The organism is Brucella cytisi, assembly GCF_038433355.1.
GTDB classification, from domain to species: Bacteria; Pseudomonadota; Alphaproteobacteria; order Rhizobiales; family Rhizobiaceae; genus Brucella; species Brucella cytisi.
Genome location: NZ_JBCAUP010000001.1, coordinates 416,026 through 429,482, shown reverse-complemented (window position 1 = coordinate 429,482; position 13,457 = coordinate 416,026). Strand labels below are relative to the sequence as shown.

The following is a 13,457-nucleotide window of genomic DNA, read 5'->3' as shown; positions in this document are numbered from 1 at the left end:
CACACTGTGCCGCGTCCAAAATCCTTAGGCATAACGATAAGGTGCGCCTGCACCTCGCATGGTTTCCTGATATTTTTTCAGGATTGCGACGACTTTGGCGTTTCTCTCGCTCTTGGTGGCGATCTCGTCCCAGAACTGTTCGGCGGCGTCCTCGATCTGCTTCCATTCCGATTCCGGAATAGTTGTCAGTTCCAGCTTCCCACCGGTGGTGCGATAGTGAGCTTCGCCCCACCAGTACCAATGCTGGCGATAATAATGCGATGAGTCCATTGCCAGCTTGAAGAGCGTCTTCAGGTGATCCGGCACAGCGTCCCATTTCTCGGTATTCGCGAAATAGGAACCGGCCCATGCGCCGTTGATATTGTTGGTCAGATAGTACTTGTTGATGTCGGCCCAGCCAACCGTATAGGCCTCGGTCGCGCCACACCATGCAACGCCGTCGAGTTCGCCAGTCTGGATAGCGACTTCAATATCTTCCCACGGCAGCGTGACAGGCACGACGCCGAATTTGGTCAGGAAGCGGCCACCGGTCGGGAATGTGAAGACCCGAAGTCCCTTCAGGTCAGCAACGCTGCGGATCGGCTTGGTGGTTACGAAATTGCACGGGTCCCAGGAACCGGCGCTGAGCCATGTGACGCCCGGAATTTCCTTATAGGCTTCCTCCCAGATTTCATTGAGTCCGTACCAGTTGAACAGGGCAGGCACATCGAGGCTGTAGCGCGATGCGAAGGGGAAATAAGCCCCAAACACCGCGACATCGACTGGTGACGCCATGGAGTCGTCATCACTTTGCGCAGCGTCGATTGTGCCGGACTGAACCGCGCGGAACAGCTCACCCTGCGGCACAAGCTGGTCGGCAGTATAAAGTTCGATCACCATCTCGCCATTGGCAGCCTTGTTGAAGGCGTCGATAGACGGCTTGATGACGTGCTCTGCAAGTGCCGGACCTGCATAAGTCTGCAGCCGCCATTTGATTGGGCTTTGCGCCCTCACATATGGCGTTGCAAGCGTGCTTGCACCCAGCGCGCCAACGGTTGTCAGCCCGGCTTTCTTGAGAAAATCGCGTTTGTTAAGCTTGCTATTCTCACTCATGCCCATTCTCCCACTCTTGTTTGAGTTCACCCTTTATGTGTTCCGGTCTAGCCGTTCTGGCTCTTGTCACCGGCTTATACGCATTCTCCCGTAATTATCGTCATCGTCCGGTGTACCAGTTGGGCAACCACATCGCGATCTGCGGAAAGATCATCAGAAGGATGATGGTCAGCACCATGAGGAAGAAGAACGGTACGATTGAACGATAGATGTCTATCAGCGTGACTTCCTTCGGGGCCAAGGCCCGCATCATGAAGAGATTGTACCCGAAAGGTGGCGTAATATATGCGATCTGGCAGGTGATCGTGTAGAGCACACCGAACCAGATGGCGTTGAAGCCGAGGCTCTTGACCAGCGGTATGTAAAGCGGTGCCACGATGACCAGCATTGCCGTGTCATCGAGGAACATGCCCAATATGATGAACGAAAACAGCATCAGTATCAGGATTGTCCACGGCGACAGATCGAAAGTGTTCAGCAACACGCTTTCAATGGCTTTCACCGCTCCGAGGCCATCATAGACCGATGAAAAGCAGAGTGCAGCCAGAATGATCCAGAGAAACATGCAGGTGACGGTGAGGCTGTTCCGTGTCGTGGTTTCCCAGACAATCTTGTTGAGGCGTCCGGTGAAAAGCGCGGCAAGCGTTGCAAGCAATGCGCCGACGGCTGAGCTTTCAACAAGGCTGGTAACGCCGGTGAGGAACAGGCCCATCATCGCGCCGAAGACCACGAGCGGAAGGATGCCAGCGCGTAGCGCGACAAAACGGTCGTGCCATGTGATCCTGTCCAGTTCTTCCTGCGGTAAAGTCGGTCCGAGCTCGGGCTGGATGCGGCAGCGTATGTAAATATAGATCGCAAAGAGCGCAGCCATCAGAAGACCGGGACCAATCCCTGCGAGCCAGAGCTGCAATACCGGCTGCCGGGCAATCATCGCATAAAGTACCAGTACGACGCTTGGCGGAATGAGGATGCCAAGTGAACTGCCAGCCTGAATGACGCCCGTTACCATAACCTTGTTATAGCCACGCTTGAGAAGCTCTGGCAGTGCGACGGTAGCGCCGATTGCCATGCCAGCAACGCTCAGGCCGTTCATGCAGGAAATAATGACCATCAGGCCGATCGTTCCCAAGGCCAGACCGCCGCGAATGCCGCCGAACCACACGTGGAACATGCGATAGAGATTGCTGGCGATGCCCGATTCCGAGAGCATGTATCCCATGAAGACAAAGAACGGCACCGTAATGAGCGGATACCAGTTCAATACCGCAAAGGTTGCATTATACGGCATCTCGAACGAGCCTTTGCCCCAAAGCAGGAGTGCTGCGAGCGAGCCGACAAAACCGATCACGCCAAATACGCGCTGCCCGGTCATGAGCAGCACCATCATGGTTGCAAACATGAAGAGCGTTATGAATTCCGAACTCATATGTGATGCCCTTCCTCAATGGCAGGACCCGCAATGGTGCTGATCGGCTGTCCACGCAGGAAGGCCCAGTCCTTGAAGAAATTGGAGACGCATTGCAGCAGCAGCAGGAGAATACCGACAGTCATGATGAGCTTGATCGGCCAGAGAAGCGGCGCCCAGGCGGTATAGTTCTTCTGGCTGTAAACGATGGCGTAGTTGGTCGATGAAATGCCACCGGCGACCATCACACCGAGATAGAAGATGATGAACAGGATAGTGATCATGTCGGTGATCATTTTCCTGCGCGGTGAAAGGCGGTCAAAGAACAGGTCCATGCGTACATGCGCGCCCTGTTGCATGGCATAGGCGCCGCCGAGCAGATAATAGGCGGAGAGCAGAAACTGGGACATTTCCAAGACCCAGTTGACCGGTACGCCGAGAACAACACGCGAAAAAGTCGAATATAGAAGGCAGGCGCCGAGCACGAAGAAGAGATACATCGCGAAGCGCCCGACATAGTAATTCACTACATCAACATATTTGACGAACAGTCTGATCGGCTTCGGCATTTCCCGCTCCTTCAGGCTTTCTGTTCTGTGTTGCGAGGGTCAATTGCTTTCGCAATGTCTCTCAATATCGTTGCGAGTTTTTCGGCCCAGGCAATCTGTGCCGGACCATCGGCAATCTCATTGTTGCGAAGTTCGATCATCACGCAGGGCGCATTGCGCGGACGCGCGTGCCGCTCCAGCGTGTAATAGACGCGATCGGCTGGTGAATAGGGTTCGTTGACGCCGACATTGAGCGCTGTATCTTTCCTCAGTGCGGCGATCAACGGCTTGCCGATCCGGTCATCTTCGTCGTGGATGATGCCGATCTGCCAGGGGCGAGGGACGTCGCGATAGATGGGCGTGAAGGAGTGGATCGTCACGATCCACGATGCCTGTCCTCGTCGCGCACGCTCTGCAATCACGTGTTCGACAGCAGTGTGGAATGGCCGATGTGAAAGATCGATACGTGCCAGACGTTCCATGGAATTGAGCGCGTGATTTCCGGGAACCACGGTTGTCTCGCTGATTTCCGGAATGAGGTCGTGAGCGTCGAGTGGACGATTGCAATCGATTAGCAATCGCGAAAGCTGGCTTTCGACGAGCGGCGCGTGAAGGGACGAGGCGAGATGCCTTGCAACTTCCAACGCGCCTGGATCCCACGCAATATGTGCCTGCAAGGCATCTTCCCCCAGACCGAGCCCCTCGAAAGTCTCGGGAATGAAATTGGATGCATGCTCGCAGACAAGAAGATAGGGACTTTCCCCATCCTTGTTGAAGACAAAAACAGGCTCGCACGAAGCCGTGCGATGTTCTCGCTCGTCCGTCATTCTGTTCGTTCCCCGCGCTGTAACTTATGTTACGTTTTTTCCAATTATGCGCTATTGCGGATTATTTGATACGTCCTATGATTATTTGTCAAACACAATTTCGCCCAAATTCAAAAAGGGCGTTCAGGAACGGGAAGTGCTGTGCCGGTGCATGCAAGCGTTGCGGAACTGATCAATGAACGGATCGATACGATGCCAGCGGGCGAGCGCAGTGCCGCCCAGACGCTGATCGCCAATTACCCGATGCTGGGACTAAAAACTGTCGCGGAGTTTTCCGGCTTGGCCGGTGTCAGCTCCCCAACGATATTGCGCTTTGTGAACAGGCTCGGGTTTCAGAGCTATCCTGATTTTCAAGCGCGCTTGCAGGATGAACTCGCGGCTCAACTGCAATCACCGCACCACCGCAACGAACAGCCGGGAACCGGGCGAGACACAGCCTATCCGGCGGTGGAACATACGCTTGAGAATATTCGTGAAAGTTTCCGGCATTTGGGTGCAAAGCAGTTGCGGCAGGCCGTGTCGGCTTTGAGTGACGCCAAGGGCAATGTCTATCTGATTGGCGGGCGCTTCACTGACCCCATTGCGCAATATATGGCGGCGCATATGACGGTCATTCGCCCGCATGTCTTTCACTTGGGCGGACAGGAGAGCGTGTGGCGTGACCGTCTTCTCGATATGGGAAAGCGTGATGTTCTGGTGGTTTTCGATATTCGTCGTTATCAGGACAGTCTTTTGAAACTGGCTGAGACGGCAAGGTCACGAGGCGTGGAAGTCATCCTCGTGACCGACCAGTGGCTTTCACCGATTGCACGCGTGGCGCGCCATGTTCTGGCGGGACGCACGGCCGTACCGTCAGCCTGGGATTCTTCGGCAGCGCTCTTTGTGCTGGCAGAAACGGTCATTCGCGAAATGACCAGAATGCTTGAAAAAGACAGTGCCGCCCGCATCGCGGAACTTGAAGGATTACGCTGAAAGGGTTGTCGGTACGCGTTTTATTCCAACCCACAGGCCCGCAGAAACAGCGCCGAAACCTCTTTCTCGATCCTTTCGAGATCGAGCGGTTCGTCCTTGTCGAGTTCCATCATGCTGCGAACCTGCGTTTCAAAGTCGGCATAATGCTGGGTGACGGCCCAGATATGCATCTGAAATAGTAGGGGATCGACAGGCTTGATCCGACCATCATCCACCCACGACTGGATGAGTTTCACTGCATTATGGGTCGCTGCGACGTGCTTTTTCCAGTGGCGGCTCAGATAAGGTGCACCATTGGCAATTTCGGTGGTGAAAAGGCGCGAGGCTTTGGGTTTTTTCTGGCTATATTCAAGCTTGGCGCGGATATATTGGCGGATCACCTTGGCAGGGTCATCTTCGGTACTAGCCCCGAGGAATATGTCTTCCCATTCTTCGAGGATGTAGACGATGATATCCTCGTAAAGCTCTTCCTTGCTCGAAATATAGTAGTGCAGTTGCGGCTTGGTGAGACCGGCGCGGTGCGCAATGCCTTGCGTGGATGCCCCCGCAAGGCCTTTTTCGGCAAATTCATCGATCGCGGCAGCCCGTATTGCACCGAGAATGCGCCGCCTGCGTCCGAGAACCTTGTCCCGTCCGGTCAGTTCGGTGTCGTCATTCTCGTCGCCGTTGTTCATCCATACCTGCCGCGATTGAGGAGGGGTTATTGCCCCAGCTTTTTCTTGATGTCGAGCCCCACGCCCTTGTTTACGAAGGCATCGGTCGCGACCTTTTTCATGTCGAGTTCGTCGCCGCTGACAATCCCTGCCTTGCGGGCGAGTTCGTAGAACGCCTTGACGCGATCCATCGAGATTGCGCCAATTCCCTTTTCGAGCGTATCGCCACTGTCGATAAGCTGAAGGTTCTTGATACGCTCCAGTTCCGCATCGAGCGTTTCCTTGCTCATGTCCGGATTATCTTTCAGAATCCGTTCATAGGCTTTGCTGCGGTCGCCGTAGAGGAAATTGGTCCAGCCCTCGATGGAAGCGCTGACGAAGCGCTGTACCAGATCAGGGTTCTTTTCGATCAGATCCTGACGAGTTTCGATTGTATTGCCGTAAGTGCTGTAGCCGTAGTCGGCGAGGAGATAGGTCGTAACCTTAGCGCCTTCCTTTTCTGCATAGATCGGTTCGGCGGTCGCATAGGCCTGCTGGACAACTTTCTTGTCGTTGAGGAACTGGGCGAGGCTATAGCCATAAGGGCGCAGCTGTTCGTCCTTGAAGCCAAAGTCCTTGACGAGCCAAGGCCAGAACGAGAACTGGCCGTCTTTCGAAATCAGGATCGTTTCGGCATTGGCCAGGTCCTTGAAGTCCTTGTACGCACCTTCATGCGCCATCAATGCCTGCGGATCCTTCTGGTAGAACGCGGCAACAACCGTCGTCGGCACGCCGTTGGCGACATTGTTGAACGACAGTAGCAAGTTTCCGGTCAGCAGGAAGTCGAGACGGCCTGCAGCAAGCATCGGGCGATTGTTGACCTGCGGTCCGCCCATTTCGATTTGCACATCGAGGCCGTATTTTTCATAGGTGCCATCTGCGACAGCCTGATAGAAACCGCCGTGACCGGCTTGCGCGAGCCAGTTGGTGCCGAGCGTCACCTTGTCGAGCGCATAGGCCATCTGTGCAGAAAGGCCAATGGAAAGTGCGGCCAACGCCGCAACCAGTGTCTTTTTCATTTGGTTCCCCTTGTTTTAATCAGTCAAAGCCATGTCAGCGGTCCAGCCGCGCGTTTTGCCCGGATTGAGCAGACCATATGGGTCTGCCAGTTTCTTGAATTCGATCTGGACACTGTCGATTTCTTTCATGCCGCCATCCTCGATGGTGTAGGCATGCGGATCGTAGATATCGCAACCGTCAACCTGCTCCAGTTCCTTGATCAGGCGGTACATCTCGTCACGGCCTTCAAAGCGAACAAGCGGAAGCGCGAAAATCTGCACTTCTCCTTCAAGGCGCGCCATTTCATGATGCATATACTGCGTTTCGCCGTAGCGCTCGATCTGGAGTGTCACTACATCCACGTTAAACGGACGCGGATAGGCGACCTGCAGATAGGTCCAGCCTTCCTCGGCTTTCAGCGCCTGCAAGGTTGTGTGGTTCCAGCCGCACTCATAAGCAGGCTGCAAACCATTCTTGTGCAATTCATCCAGCGTCATGGCAAAGGAAATCTTGCCGCCAAATTCAGTGGCGAGCGCTTCGAAACGAGCCATTTCTTCCGGGGCAATCATGGCAAAAACCGCATCCTTTTCAGATGGGAACAGATCGCCGAACTTGGTGTAAAAGCGCGCAAAACGGCGATCTACAGTGGTCAGAAGATAGCAGTCGAGATTGTCCTCTAGTGCCTTGAGGCAGAAGTTGAGCGTTGCCTCGTAACTATCGAACAAGGCAGCAGTATGTATCCAGTCCGTTGCCTTGGTAAGACCGATTTCCAGCTCCAGAATGATGCCGTTGGTGCCATAGGCATGTTGGACTTTATGAATGTCGCGTCCGGTCAATTCGATAATCTTCGGCTCCGGTTCGACAGTCAGAACCTTGACCGAATAGACATTGCCATCGTCGCGCAACATGCCGTGACGCAATGAGCCGATGCCGCCTGAACCACCTGAGAAAAAGCCGCCAATCGTGGCGATGCGGCGGGTCGACGGATACATCAACAGTTCCTGACCGGTTTCGCGCACGGCATCGTCGAGGCGCGAAATGCGAGCGCCGCCTTCGACACGAACCTTGCCAGGTTCAATTGCGATGATGCGGTCGATCTTGGTCATGTCCAAAATCACGCCGCCTTCAAGCGGAACGCATTGACCGTAATTGCCGGTACCTCCACCGCGAACGGTGATGGGAATACGCAGCTTCGCGGCGGCTGCCGCCACGCGACGCACTTCATCCTGATCTTTCGGAATAACGACAAGATCGCCGACATAATGGCCGATATCTTCGGTCAGGATCGGGCTGTACCAGAAATAATCGCGCGAGCGCAGTTCGACCTGCTTTGGGTCGTCATAAATGCGGATTCCATCGATTTCGGCGCGAAATGCGGCCCAGTCGTAGATGCGCTGTGGAGCGGCAGAATTCATGTGGCTCTCCCGTTTATTTGAGGCACGGCAACGCCATTACGCCAGACGACGCGGCGGGCCTGCGGGCGGCTGATGAGATCGTTCAGGTCTACTGCGTCGTGCCAGACAAAACTGGCCACGCCACCTGCCTGCGGTTGCTGCACGCATTCGCTGCCAATAAGGCGGGCGGGCAGGGTGGTGATGCTGTCGAGCCAGTCATTAGGCTCGACATGACAGACCGGCGCGGCAAGACGAAGTATGGCGAGCGGGTCGTAATCGCCATAGGGATAGAATGCATCGCGGACATTGTCGGAACCGAGCATGACATCCATGCCTGCTGCGCGCGCTTCCTTCAACGGTGCAGCACCGCGCAGGCGCGGAGACTTTCCGCCGATCCGGTCTTGCAGATAGAGGTTTGTCGTGGGTAGCGAAACGAGTGCCGTGCCTGCTTCTGCGGCAGCGTCCAGGATGCGCTGCAGTTCGTCCGGCTTGCGCAGTGACAACGAGCAGGCATGACCGCACAGCACCCGACCAGCCATGCCGTGGCGTTTGGCTGCCGATACTATCAGCGAAAACCCGTCTGCTTCGACGTCCAGACCTTCATCGACATGGAAGTCGAGGTTGAGATCATGCTGCATGGCGAGGCGAAACATCTCTTCGATTTTGGCTTCGAGATCGATATTGCGATAGAAAAATGCGCCGAACACGCCACCGTCTTTTGCGACGCGGGCCGCGATTTGCGATCCTGCATCAAGCACCAGATCACCGTGGACAAGTGCCGCCAACTGAAGGTCGATCCGGCCTTTCCATTCCTCGCGTAGCTCATTGAGAACCGGCCACGGAACGGGCACTTCCGACGTCGTCCAATCGACATGGCTGCGCATTGCGCCGACGCCTTGTTTGAATGCAGCTTCAAGACCTTTGCTAGCGCGGGCGCGGATATCTTCCGCACTCCAGTTCTTCCGGTCCGTGCCCATCAGGTCTATGGCGTCGAACAGGCAATCCACTCTGGCGCTGCCGTTTTCTGCAATGCGCTGGATTGTGAACGTCTTGTCGAGATGGACGTGGACATCCGCAAAAAGCGGGGTGACAAGTCCGCCGCCAACTGCCTGCGACGGAACAAGCGATGCGATGCGATCACCTTCGATCTTGATGTCGTAGTGTCCAGAAACTCCGGCTATGGCGACGCCAGTCAGCATTTTAGCGCTCACGACGGATCTCGCTTTCGTGCCAGCGTCCGAGGACGAGGCGCGACAACCAGCTTGTGATGAGGAAAATCACGATGCCGAGCAGCGACACGAGGAAAAGTGCCGCAAACATGCGCGGAATTTCGTTGCGGAAGCTCGATTCCAGAATACGCGAGGCAAGACCGGTGCTCTGGCCTGCCGTACCGGCGACGAATTCAGCCACCACAGCGCCGATCAGCGACAGGCCGCCAGCGATTTTTAGCGCGGCCATGAAATAGGGCAGAGCGCTTGGTGCCAGCAGATAGCGCAGGCGCTGCCATGGCGAGGCACGGTAGAGCTTGAACAGATCGCGCAGATTGTGGTCGGCGCTGCGCAATCCTATCACCGTGTTGGAGAGGATCGGAAAGAACGCCACGATCCAGGCGCAGATCAACAGGGCAGAAAATGTATCGCGTACATAGATGAGGATGAGCGGCGCGATAGCAATGACCGGTGTGACCTGCAGGATTACGGCGAAGGGAAAGAACGCCATTTCTATCGGGCGGGATAGGGCAAAGATCATGCCGAGCAGAACGCCGCCAATAATGGCACAGGCAAGTGAAATCAGGGTCAGCTTGACGGTGAACCACATGGACGCCGTCAGGGATGGACCGTCCTTGATCAGGGTCTCGGCGATCAGCGAAGGAGCGGGGATCAGATAATGCGGTACCTGATAATAACGGACGAGACCTTCCCATATGCCGAGCGCGATGATGATTGCCAATGTCGGCATCACGATGCGCAAAGTGCGCTCGCGTCGGGCGAGGCGATCCTGTTCGGAATTGAGAACGGGCAGTTCGTTTTGCATCTGGTTCATCTTCCTGCCCTCAATGGTCTATATCTTGAGAAGAAAGCGTCGCGGTCAGCGCGTCGGAAACCTTGGCGCAATATTTCGCGTAAGAATCCGTGGTGCGATAGTTTTCAGCGCGAGGATAGGAGCCGATGATCGGTATATCGGCAACCACGCGGCCCGGCCTTGCCGCCATGACGATGACGCGGTTGGACAGATAGACCGACTCGTAAACGCTATGGGTGACAAAAATCACCGTCAGGCCGTGTTCCTGCCAAAGACGCAGCACGTCATTGTTGAGCTTGAAGCGCGTCATCTCATCGAGCGCCGCAAAAGGTTCGTCCATCAGCAGAAGCCGCGGACGTGTAACCAGAGCGCGCGCGATGGAAACACGCATTTTCATGCCGCCGGAAAGCTCCCGAGGAAAAGCCTTGGCAAAGCGCGACAAGCCAACCTGTGTCAGCACTTCTTCAACACGTGGGGTGGCTTCCTTGCGGGAGATACCGGCAAGGCGCAGCGGCAGATAGACATTATCGAAGACGCTGGCCCATGGCATCAGCGTCGGCTCCTGAAAAACGAAGCCGATATCCTGCGCGCCGACGGGCCCCTTGCCGGGCGCATGACCGTTGACACGAATTTCACCGGCGGAAATTGATTCCAGACCGGCGATCATACGCAGCGCCGTGCTCTTGCCACAGCCCGAGGGGCCGAGGAAGCTGACGAACTGGCCTTGCTCGATCTTGAGCGACATGTCGCTCACGGCCATCACACCAGTGCCATATTGCTTGTAGACGCCGTCTATCTCGATCAGAGAGGACGAAGCTTGCGAGTTGGGGGCCACGCTCATTGTCCTTACCAGGCTGGTTGATTGTCGAGCCAGGAAAGCGGCGCTCGTTCGATTTCTGCGAGAACCTCGACCAGCCGCTCGGCGGCAAAATCGATGGTTGCTCGACCTTTTTCAGCAGTCGCGAGCGTTGCGTCGCCAGCGGCGCCATAGGGATTGATATCCTGAATCTGCCAGGCAGGCTTCGCGCCGCCGCTCAGCGCAAGATGTTTGAAATCACGTGCAAAAGTTTCCGTAAGAGTGCGGAAATCCTGGGCTTTCGACATGTCGACCAGGTCTGGATGCATTTCCAGCATCACCGAGGTTTCCATGTCACCGGCATGAATGCCGTGCTTGGCGTCGTGGTCGCTGTAGACGCCTTCCGGCATTCCGAGACCGAACCAGTTAATGCTCACCACCATCATATTGTGGCGGATGCGAAGCTCTCGCGCCACGATATCCATGACACTGATCTGGCCGCCATGGCTGTTGAGAAGCGCCATTTTGCGGACGCCGCTTGCTGCCACGCAGCCACCGATTTCGCACCACATGCGAATGATCGTCTCTGCCGAGAATGTCAGCGTGCCGGGATAAAGACTGTGCTCGTTGCTCTTGCCGATGGCCTGCGTCGGCAGGAAAAGCGCGTGGCTTGTTTCGGGCAGGCGGGCGATTGCTTCCTTCACCATGCCGTCGACAATAGCAGCATCGACTGCCAGCGGCAGGTGAGGTCCGTGCTGTTCGATTGCACCGACGGGCAGAACCGCCACGAGCTTCTCGCGATCGAGGCGGGAGAATGCCTCGCTCGTATAATCGGACCAATATCGTTTCAAGATTGCAACTCCTACACGCTCGGGCCAAGGGCGTTAAACATATCCTACTAAACAATCTGACCGATCGGTCAAACTAAATGTTTTAAATATTCGAATTGCATGCAATTAAGGTGTGAATCCGTGGCTATTCGGTCACGCGACGGGCCGTGACGTGTTTATGATGCGCGGAAATTTCCGGAGGTCCTATGGACGACAGATGCATTATCATTGGTGCCGGCCATGCCGGGTCGCAGGCCGCTATCAGCCTTCGGCAGGAAGGCTATGCAGGCGAAATCGTTCTCATCAACGACGAAACCGATATTCCCTATCATAAGCCGCCGCTCTCCAAATCCTATTTGAAAGCCCCGGAAGGCGGTGGCCTGGTGTTGCGCCCGGAAGCAACCTATCGCGACAATAATATCGAGATGCTGTTCGGCCATCACGTCGATGCCGTATCGATTGCCGACAAGACGGTCGTGCTTGATGATGGGCGCGCGTTGAACTGGTCTGAACTGATTTTCGCGACCGGCGCACGTGCGCGCATTCCCAATGTACCGGGTGTCGGGCTGGAAGGTGTCTTTACGCTGCGCCGGATGGAAGATGCACGCCGTATCGCAGCGGCAATGCCGAATGTCGAGAATGTCGTCATTATCGGTGGCGGTTTCATTGGCCTCGAAATGGCCCATAGCGCAATCGCGCTTGGCAAAAAGACGGTTCTGATCGAAGCGGCGCCTCGTGTGCTGGGTCGTTCGGTTGCAACGCATATCTCTGCCCATGTGGAAGCGCGCAGTCGCGCCGCTAATATCACACTTTTAACCGGTCTCGGCGTGGCGGCAGTCGAGGGGGAAAATAACCATGTTATCGGCGTGAAAGCTGCAGACGGCACGATATTCCCGGCGGATATGGTCGTGATTGGCACTGGTGCGGTACCAAATGTGGAGCTTGCAGTAACGGCGGGACTTGCAATCGACAATGGGATTATTGTCGACGAGAACTTGCGTACTTCTGCCAGCCGTGTCTACGCCATTGGCGATTGCGTGAGCTACGATCACTTTCATGCTGGTCGCCGAGTACGGCTGGAATCGGTACAAAACGCGACCGATCAGGCAAAGCATGTGGCGCGTACCATTGTCGGACGCGAAGCGCCGTTTCGGGAAGTCGCCTGGTTCTGGTCCGATCAGGGCAATATGAAGCTGCAGACGGCAGGACTTTCCTTCGATGCTGATCGGCATATCCTTTCAGGGAACCCGGAAGAAAATGCATTTTCCATCTTCCATTTTGCCGGTGACAGGCTTGTGGCTGTCGATTCCATCAATCGTCCGGCGGACCATATGATCGCGCGCCGTCTGCTGGCCGCAGGTATTAATCCGACCGAGGCTGATATTGCAGCCGGGGCGGCGCGGCTGAAAGAAATGCTGGCCGCTGCGCCGAAATCTTGAGGATTCACGATGAACAGTTTGAAACATCTGCTGCCTGCTGACATGGCAGCACCCTTTGCCGCCTACAGCCATGGCGTGAAGGTTAAAGCCGGTGCTGAAATGATTTTCTGTTCCGGTCAGTTAGGCATCGCGCAGGATGGAAATGTGCCGGAAGACGCAGGCGCTCAGGCTGAACTCTGCTTCGAGAATATTCGCCGTATTTTGCGCGATGGCGGTATGGAGCTTTCGGATGTCGTGCGTATCAACGCCTATGTGACAGACCGGGCCTACATGCGTCCTTATATGGATGTTCGTGACAGGCTGTTCCCGCAACCAGCGCCAGCCTCAACGCTGATGATCGTTTCCGGTTTCACGCGTGAGGAATTCAAGGTCGAAATCGAGGCGGTCGCGGCCAGATAATCGTTTGTTTTTGAGCCGTCAAAGCGCCGCAGCAATGCGTAT

14 protein-coding genes are annotated in these 13,457 nt (G+C 55.7%); 3 read left to right on the top strand and 11 right to left on the bottom strand.

Annotated elements, in window-relative coordinates; translation table 11 throughout:
* Nucleotides 1–24: 24 nt before the first annotated feature.
* From AAE521_RS02025 to AAE521_RS02010, 4 genes are all read right to left on the bottom strand, one after another.
* A complete protein-coding gene (locus AAE521_RS02025) occupies nt 25–1,092 on the bottom strand; it encodes a TRAP transporter substrate-binding protein (protein ID WP_012093235.1) in 1,068 nt (355 codons plus the stop codon).
* Nucleotides 1,093–1,192: 100 nt separating this feature from the next.
* Nucleotides 1,193–2,518 (bottom strand): TRAP transporter large permease, encoded by a 1,326-nt coding sequence (locus AAE521_RS02020; RefSeq protein WP_061346994.1) that lies wholly within the window; start codon nt 2,516–2,518, stop codon nt 1,193–1,195.
* Nucleotides 2,515–3,066: a TRAP transporter small permease subunit gene (locus AAE521_RS02015; RefSeq protein ID WP_342060360.1), complete on the bottom strand. Its 552-nt coding sequence runs from the start codon at nt 3,064–3,066 to the stop codon at nt 2,515–2,517. The genes AAE521_RS02020 and AAE521_RS02015 overlap by 4 nt, the downstream gene beginning before the upstream one ends.
* 11 nt (nt 3,067–3,077) lie before the next feature.
* Nucleotides 3,078–3,872: an N-formylglutamate amidohydrolase gene (locus AAE521_RS02010; protein ID WP_342060359.1), complete on the bottom strand. Its 795-nt coding sequence runs from the start codon at nt 3,870–3,872 to the stop codon at nt 3,078–3,080.
* Between the two features lie 192 nt (nt 3,873–4,064).
* Between AAE521_RS02010 and AAE521_RS02005 the strand changes: the two genes are divergently transcribed.
* Entirely contained in the window at nt 4,065–4,844 is a 780-nt protein-coding gene (locus AAE521_RS02005) for a MurR/RpiR family transcriptional regulator (protein WP_231771610.1), read from the top strand.
* 20 nt (nt 4,845–4,864) lie between these two features.
* Here AAE521_RS02005 and AAE521_RS02000 read toward each other — a convergent pair whose 3' ends face one another.
* From AAE521_RS02000 to AAE521_RS01970, 7 genes are read right to left on the bottom strand one after another with little or no spacing between them, the layout of a single operon-like run.
* On the bottom strand, nt 4,865–5,518 hold the full coding sequence (locus AAE521_RS02000) for a TetR family transcriptional regulator C-terminal domain-containing protein (RefSeq protein ID WP_342060358.1): 654 nt from the start codon (nt 5,516–5,518) through the stop codon (nt 4,865–4,867).
* Between the two features lie 26 nt (nt 5,519–5,544).
* Nucleotides 5,545–6,555, bottom strand: coding sequence for an ABC transporter substrate-binding protein (locus AAE521_RS01995; RefSeq protein WP_342060357.1), 1,011 nt, complete (start codon nt 6,553–6,555; stop codon nt 5,545–5,547).
* Nucleotides 6,556–6,570: 15 nt separating this feature from the next.
* Nucleotides 6,571–7,950 (bottom strand): FAD-binding oxidoreductase, encoded by a 1,380-nt coding sequence (locus AAE521_RS01990; RefSeq protein WP_342060356.1) that lies wholly within the window; start codon nt 7,948–7,950, stop codon nt 6,571–6,573.
* Complete coding sequence (locus AAE521_RS01985; protein WP_235817606.1) at nt 7,947–9,140, bottom strand: amidohydrolase family protein; 1,194 nt, start codon at nt 9,138–9,140, stop codon at nt 7,947–7,949. Before AAE521_RS01985 ends, AAE521_RS01990 begins: the two co-directional genes overlap by 4 nt.
* A complete protein-coding gene (locus AAE521_RS01980) occupies nt 9,130–9,972 on the bottom strand; it encodes an ABC transporter permease (protein WP_206044288.1) in 843 nt (280 codons plus the stop codon). The genes AAE521_RS01985 and AAE521_RS01980 overlap by 11 nt, the downstream gene beginning before the upstream one ends.
* Nucleotides 9,973–9,982: 10 nt before the next feature.
* Nucleotides 9,983–10,792 carry an ABC transporter ATP-binding protein gene (locus AAE521_RS01975; RefSeq protein WP_342060355.1) on the bottom strand — a complete coding sequence of 270 codons (810 nt, stop codon included), beginning with the start codon at nt 10,790–10,792 and terminating at the stop codon, nt 9,983–9,985.
* Nucleotides 10,793–10,797: 5 nt separating this feature from the next.
* On the bottom strand, nt 10,798–11,598 hold the full coding sequence (locus tag AAE521_RS01970) for a creatininase family protein (protein WP_071631342.1): 801 nt from the start codon (nt 11,596–11,598) through the stop codon (nt 10,798–10,800).
* Nucleotides 11,599–11,783: 185 nt separating this feature from the next.
* Between AAE521_RS01970 and AAE521_RS01965 the strand changes: the two genes are divergently transcribed.
* Both AAE521_RS01965 and AAE521_RS01960 read left to right on the top strand, forming a co-directional pair.
* The gene (locus tag AAE521_RS01965; protein ID WP_071631343.1) at nt 11,784–13,016 is read left to right on the top strand and encodes an NAD(P)/FAD-dependent oxidoreductase; all 1,233 of its coding nucleotides are present in this window, start codon (nt 11,784–11,786) and stop codon (nt 13,014–13,016) included.
* A 9-nt stretch (nt 13,017–13,025) separates the two neighbouring features.
* Nucleotides 13,026–13,415 carry a RidA family protein gene (locus AAE521_RS01960; protein ID WP_071631344.1) on the top strand — a complete coding sequence of 130 codons (390 nt, stop codon included), beginning with the start codon at nt 13,026–13,028 and terminating at the stop codon, nt 13,413–13,415.
* The last annotated feature ends 42 nt before the right edge of the window (nt 13,416–13,457 follow it).

Coding starts and splice junctions, on each gene's coding strand:
- AAE521_RS02025 (WP_012093235.1), bottom strand. CDS start 1,092: ATGAGTGAGAATAGCAAGCTTAACAAACGCGATTTTCTCAAGAAAGCC.
- AAE521_RS02020 (WP_061346994.1), bottom strand. CDS start 2,518: ATGAGTTCGGAATTCATAACGCTCTTCATGTTTGCAACCATGATGGTG.
- AAE521_RS02015 (WP_342060360.1), bottom strand. CDS start 3,066: ATGCCGAAGCCGATCAGACTGTTCGTCAAATATGTTGATGTAGTGAAT.
- AAE521_RS02010 (WP_342060359.1), bottom strand. CDS start 3,872: ATGACGGACGAGCGAGAACATCGCACGGCTTCGTGCGAGCCTGTTTTT.
- AAE521_RS02005 (WP_231771610.1), top strand. CDS start 4,065: ATGCCAGCGGGCGAGCGCAGTGCCGCCCAGACGCTGATCGCCAATTAC.
- AAE521_RS02000 (WP_342060358.1), bottom strand. CDS start 5,518: ATGAACAACGGCGACGAGAATGACGACACCGAACTGACCGGACGGGAC.
- AAE521_RS01995 (WP_342060357.1), bottom strand. CDS start 6,555: ATGAAAAAGACACTGGTTGCGGCGTTGGCCGCACTTTCCATTGGCCTT.
- AAE521_RS01990 (WP_342060356.1), bottom strand. CDS start 7,950: ATGAATTCTGCCGCTCCACAGCGCATCTACGACTGGGCCGCATTTCGC.
- AAE521_RS01980 (WP_206044288.1), bottom strand. CDS start 9,972: ATGAACCAGATGCAAAACGAACTGCCCGTTCTCAATTCCGAACAGGAT.
- AAE521_RS01975 (WP_342060355.1), bottom strand. CDS start 10,792: ATGAGCGTGGCCCCCAACTCGCAAGCTTCGTCCTCTCTGATCGAGATA.
- AAE521_RS01965 (WP_071631343.1), top strand. CDS start 11,784: ATGGACGACAGATGCATTATCATTGGTGCCGGCCATGCCGGGTCGCAG.
- AAE521_RS01960 (WP_071631344.1), top strand. CDS start 13,026: ATGAACAGTTTGAAACATCTGCTGCCTGCTGACATGGCAGCACCCTTT.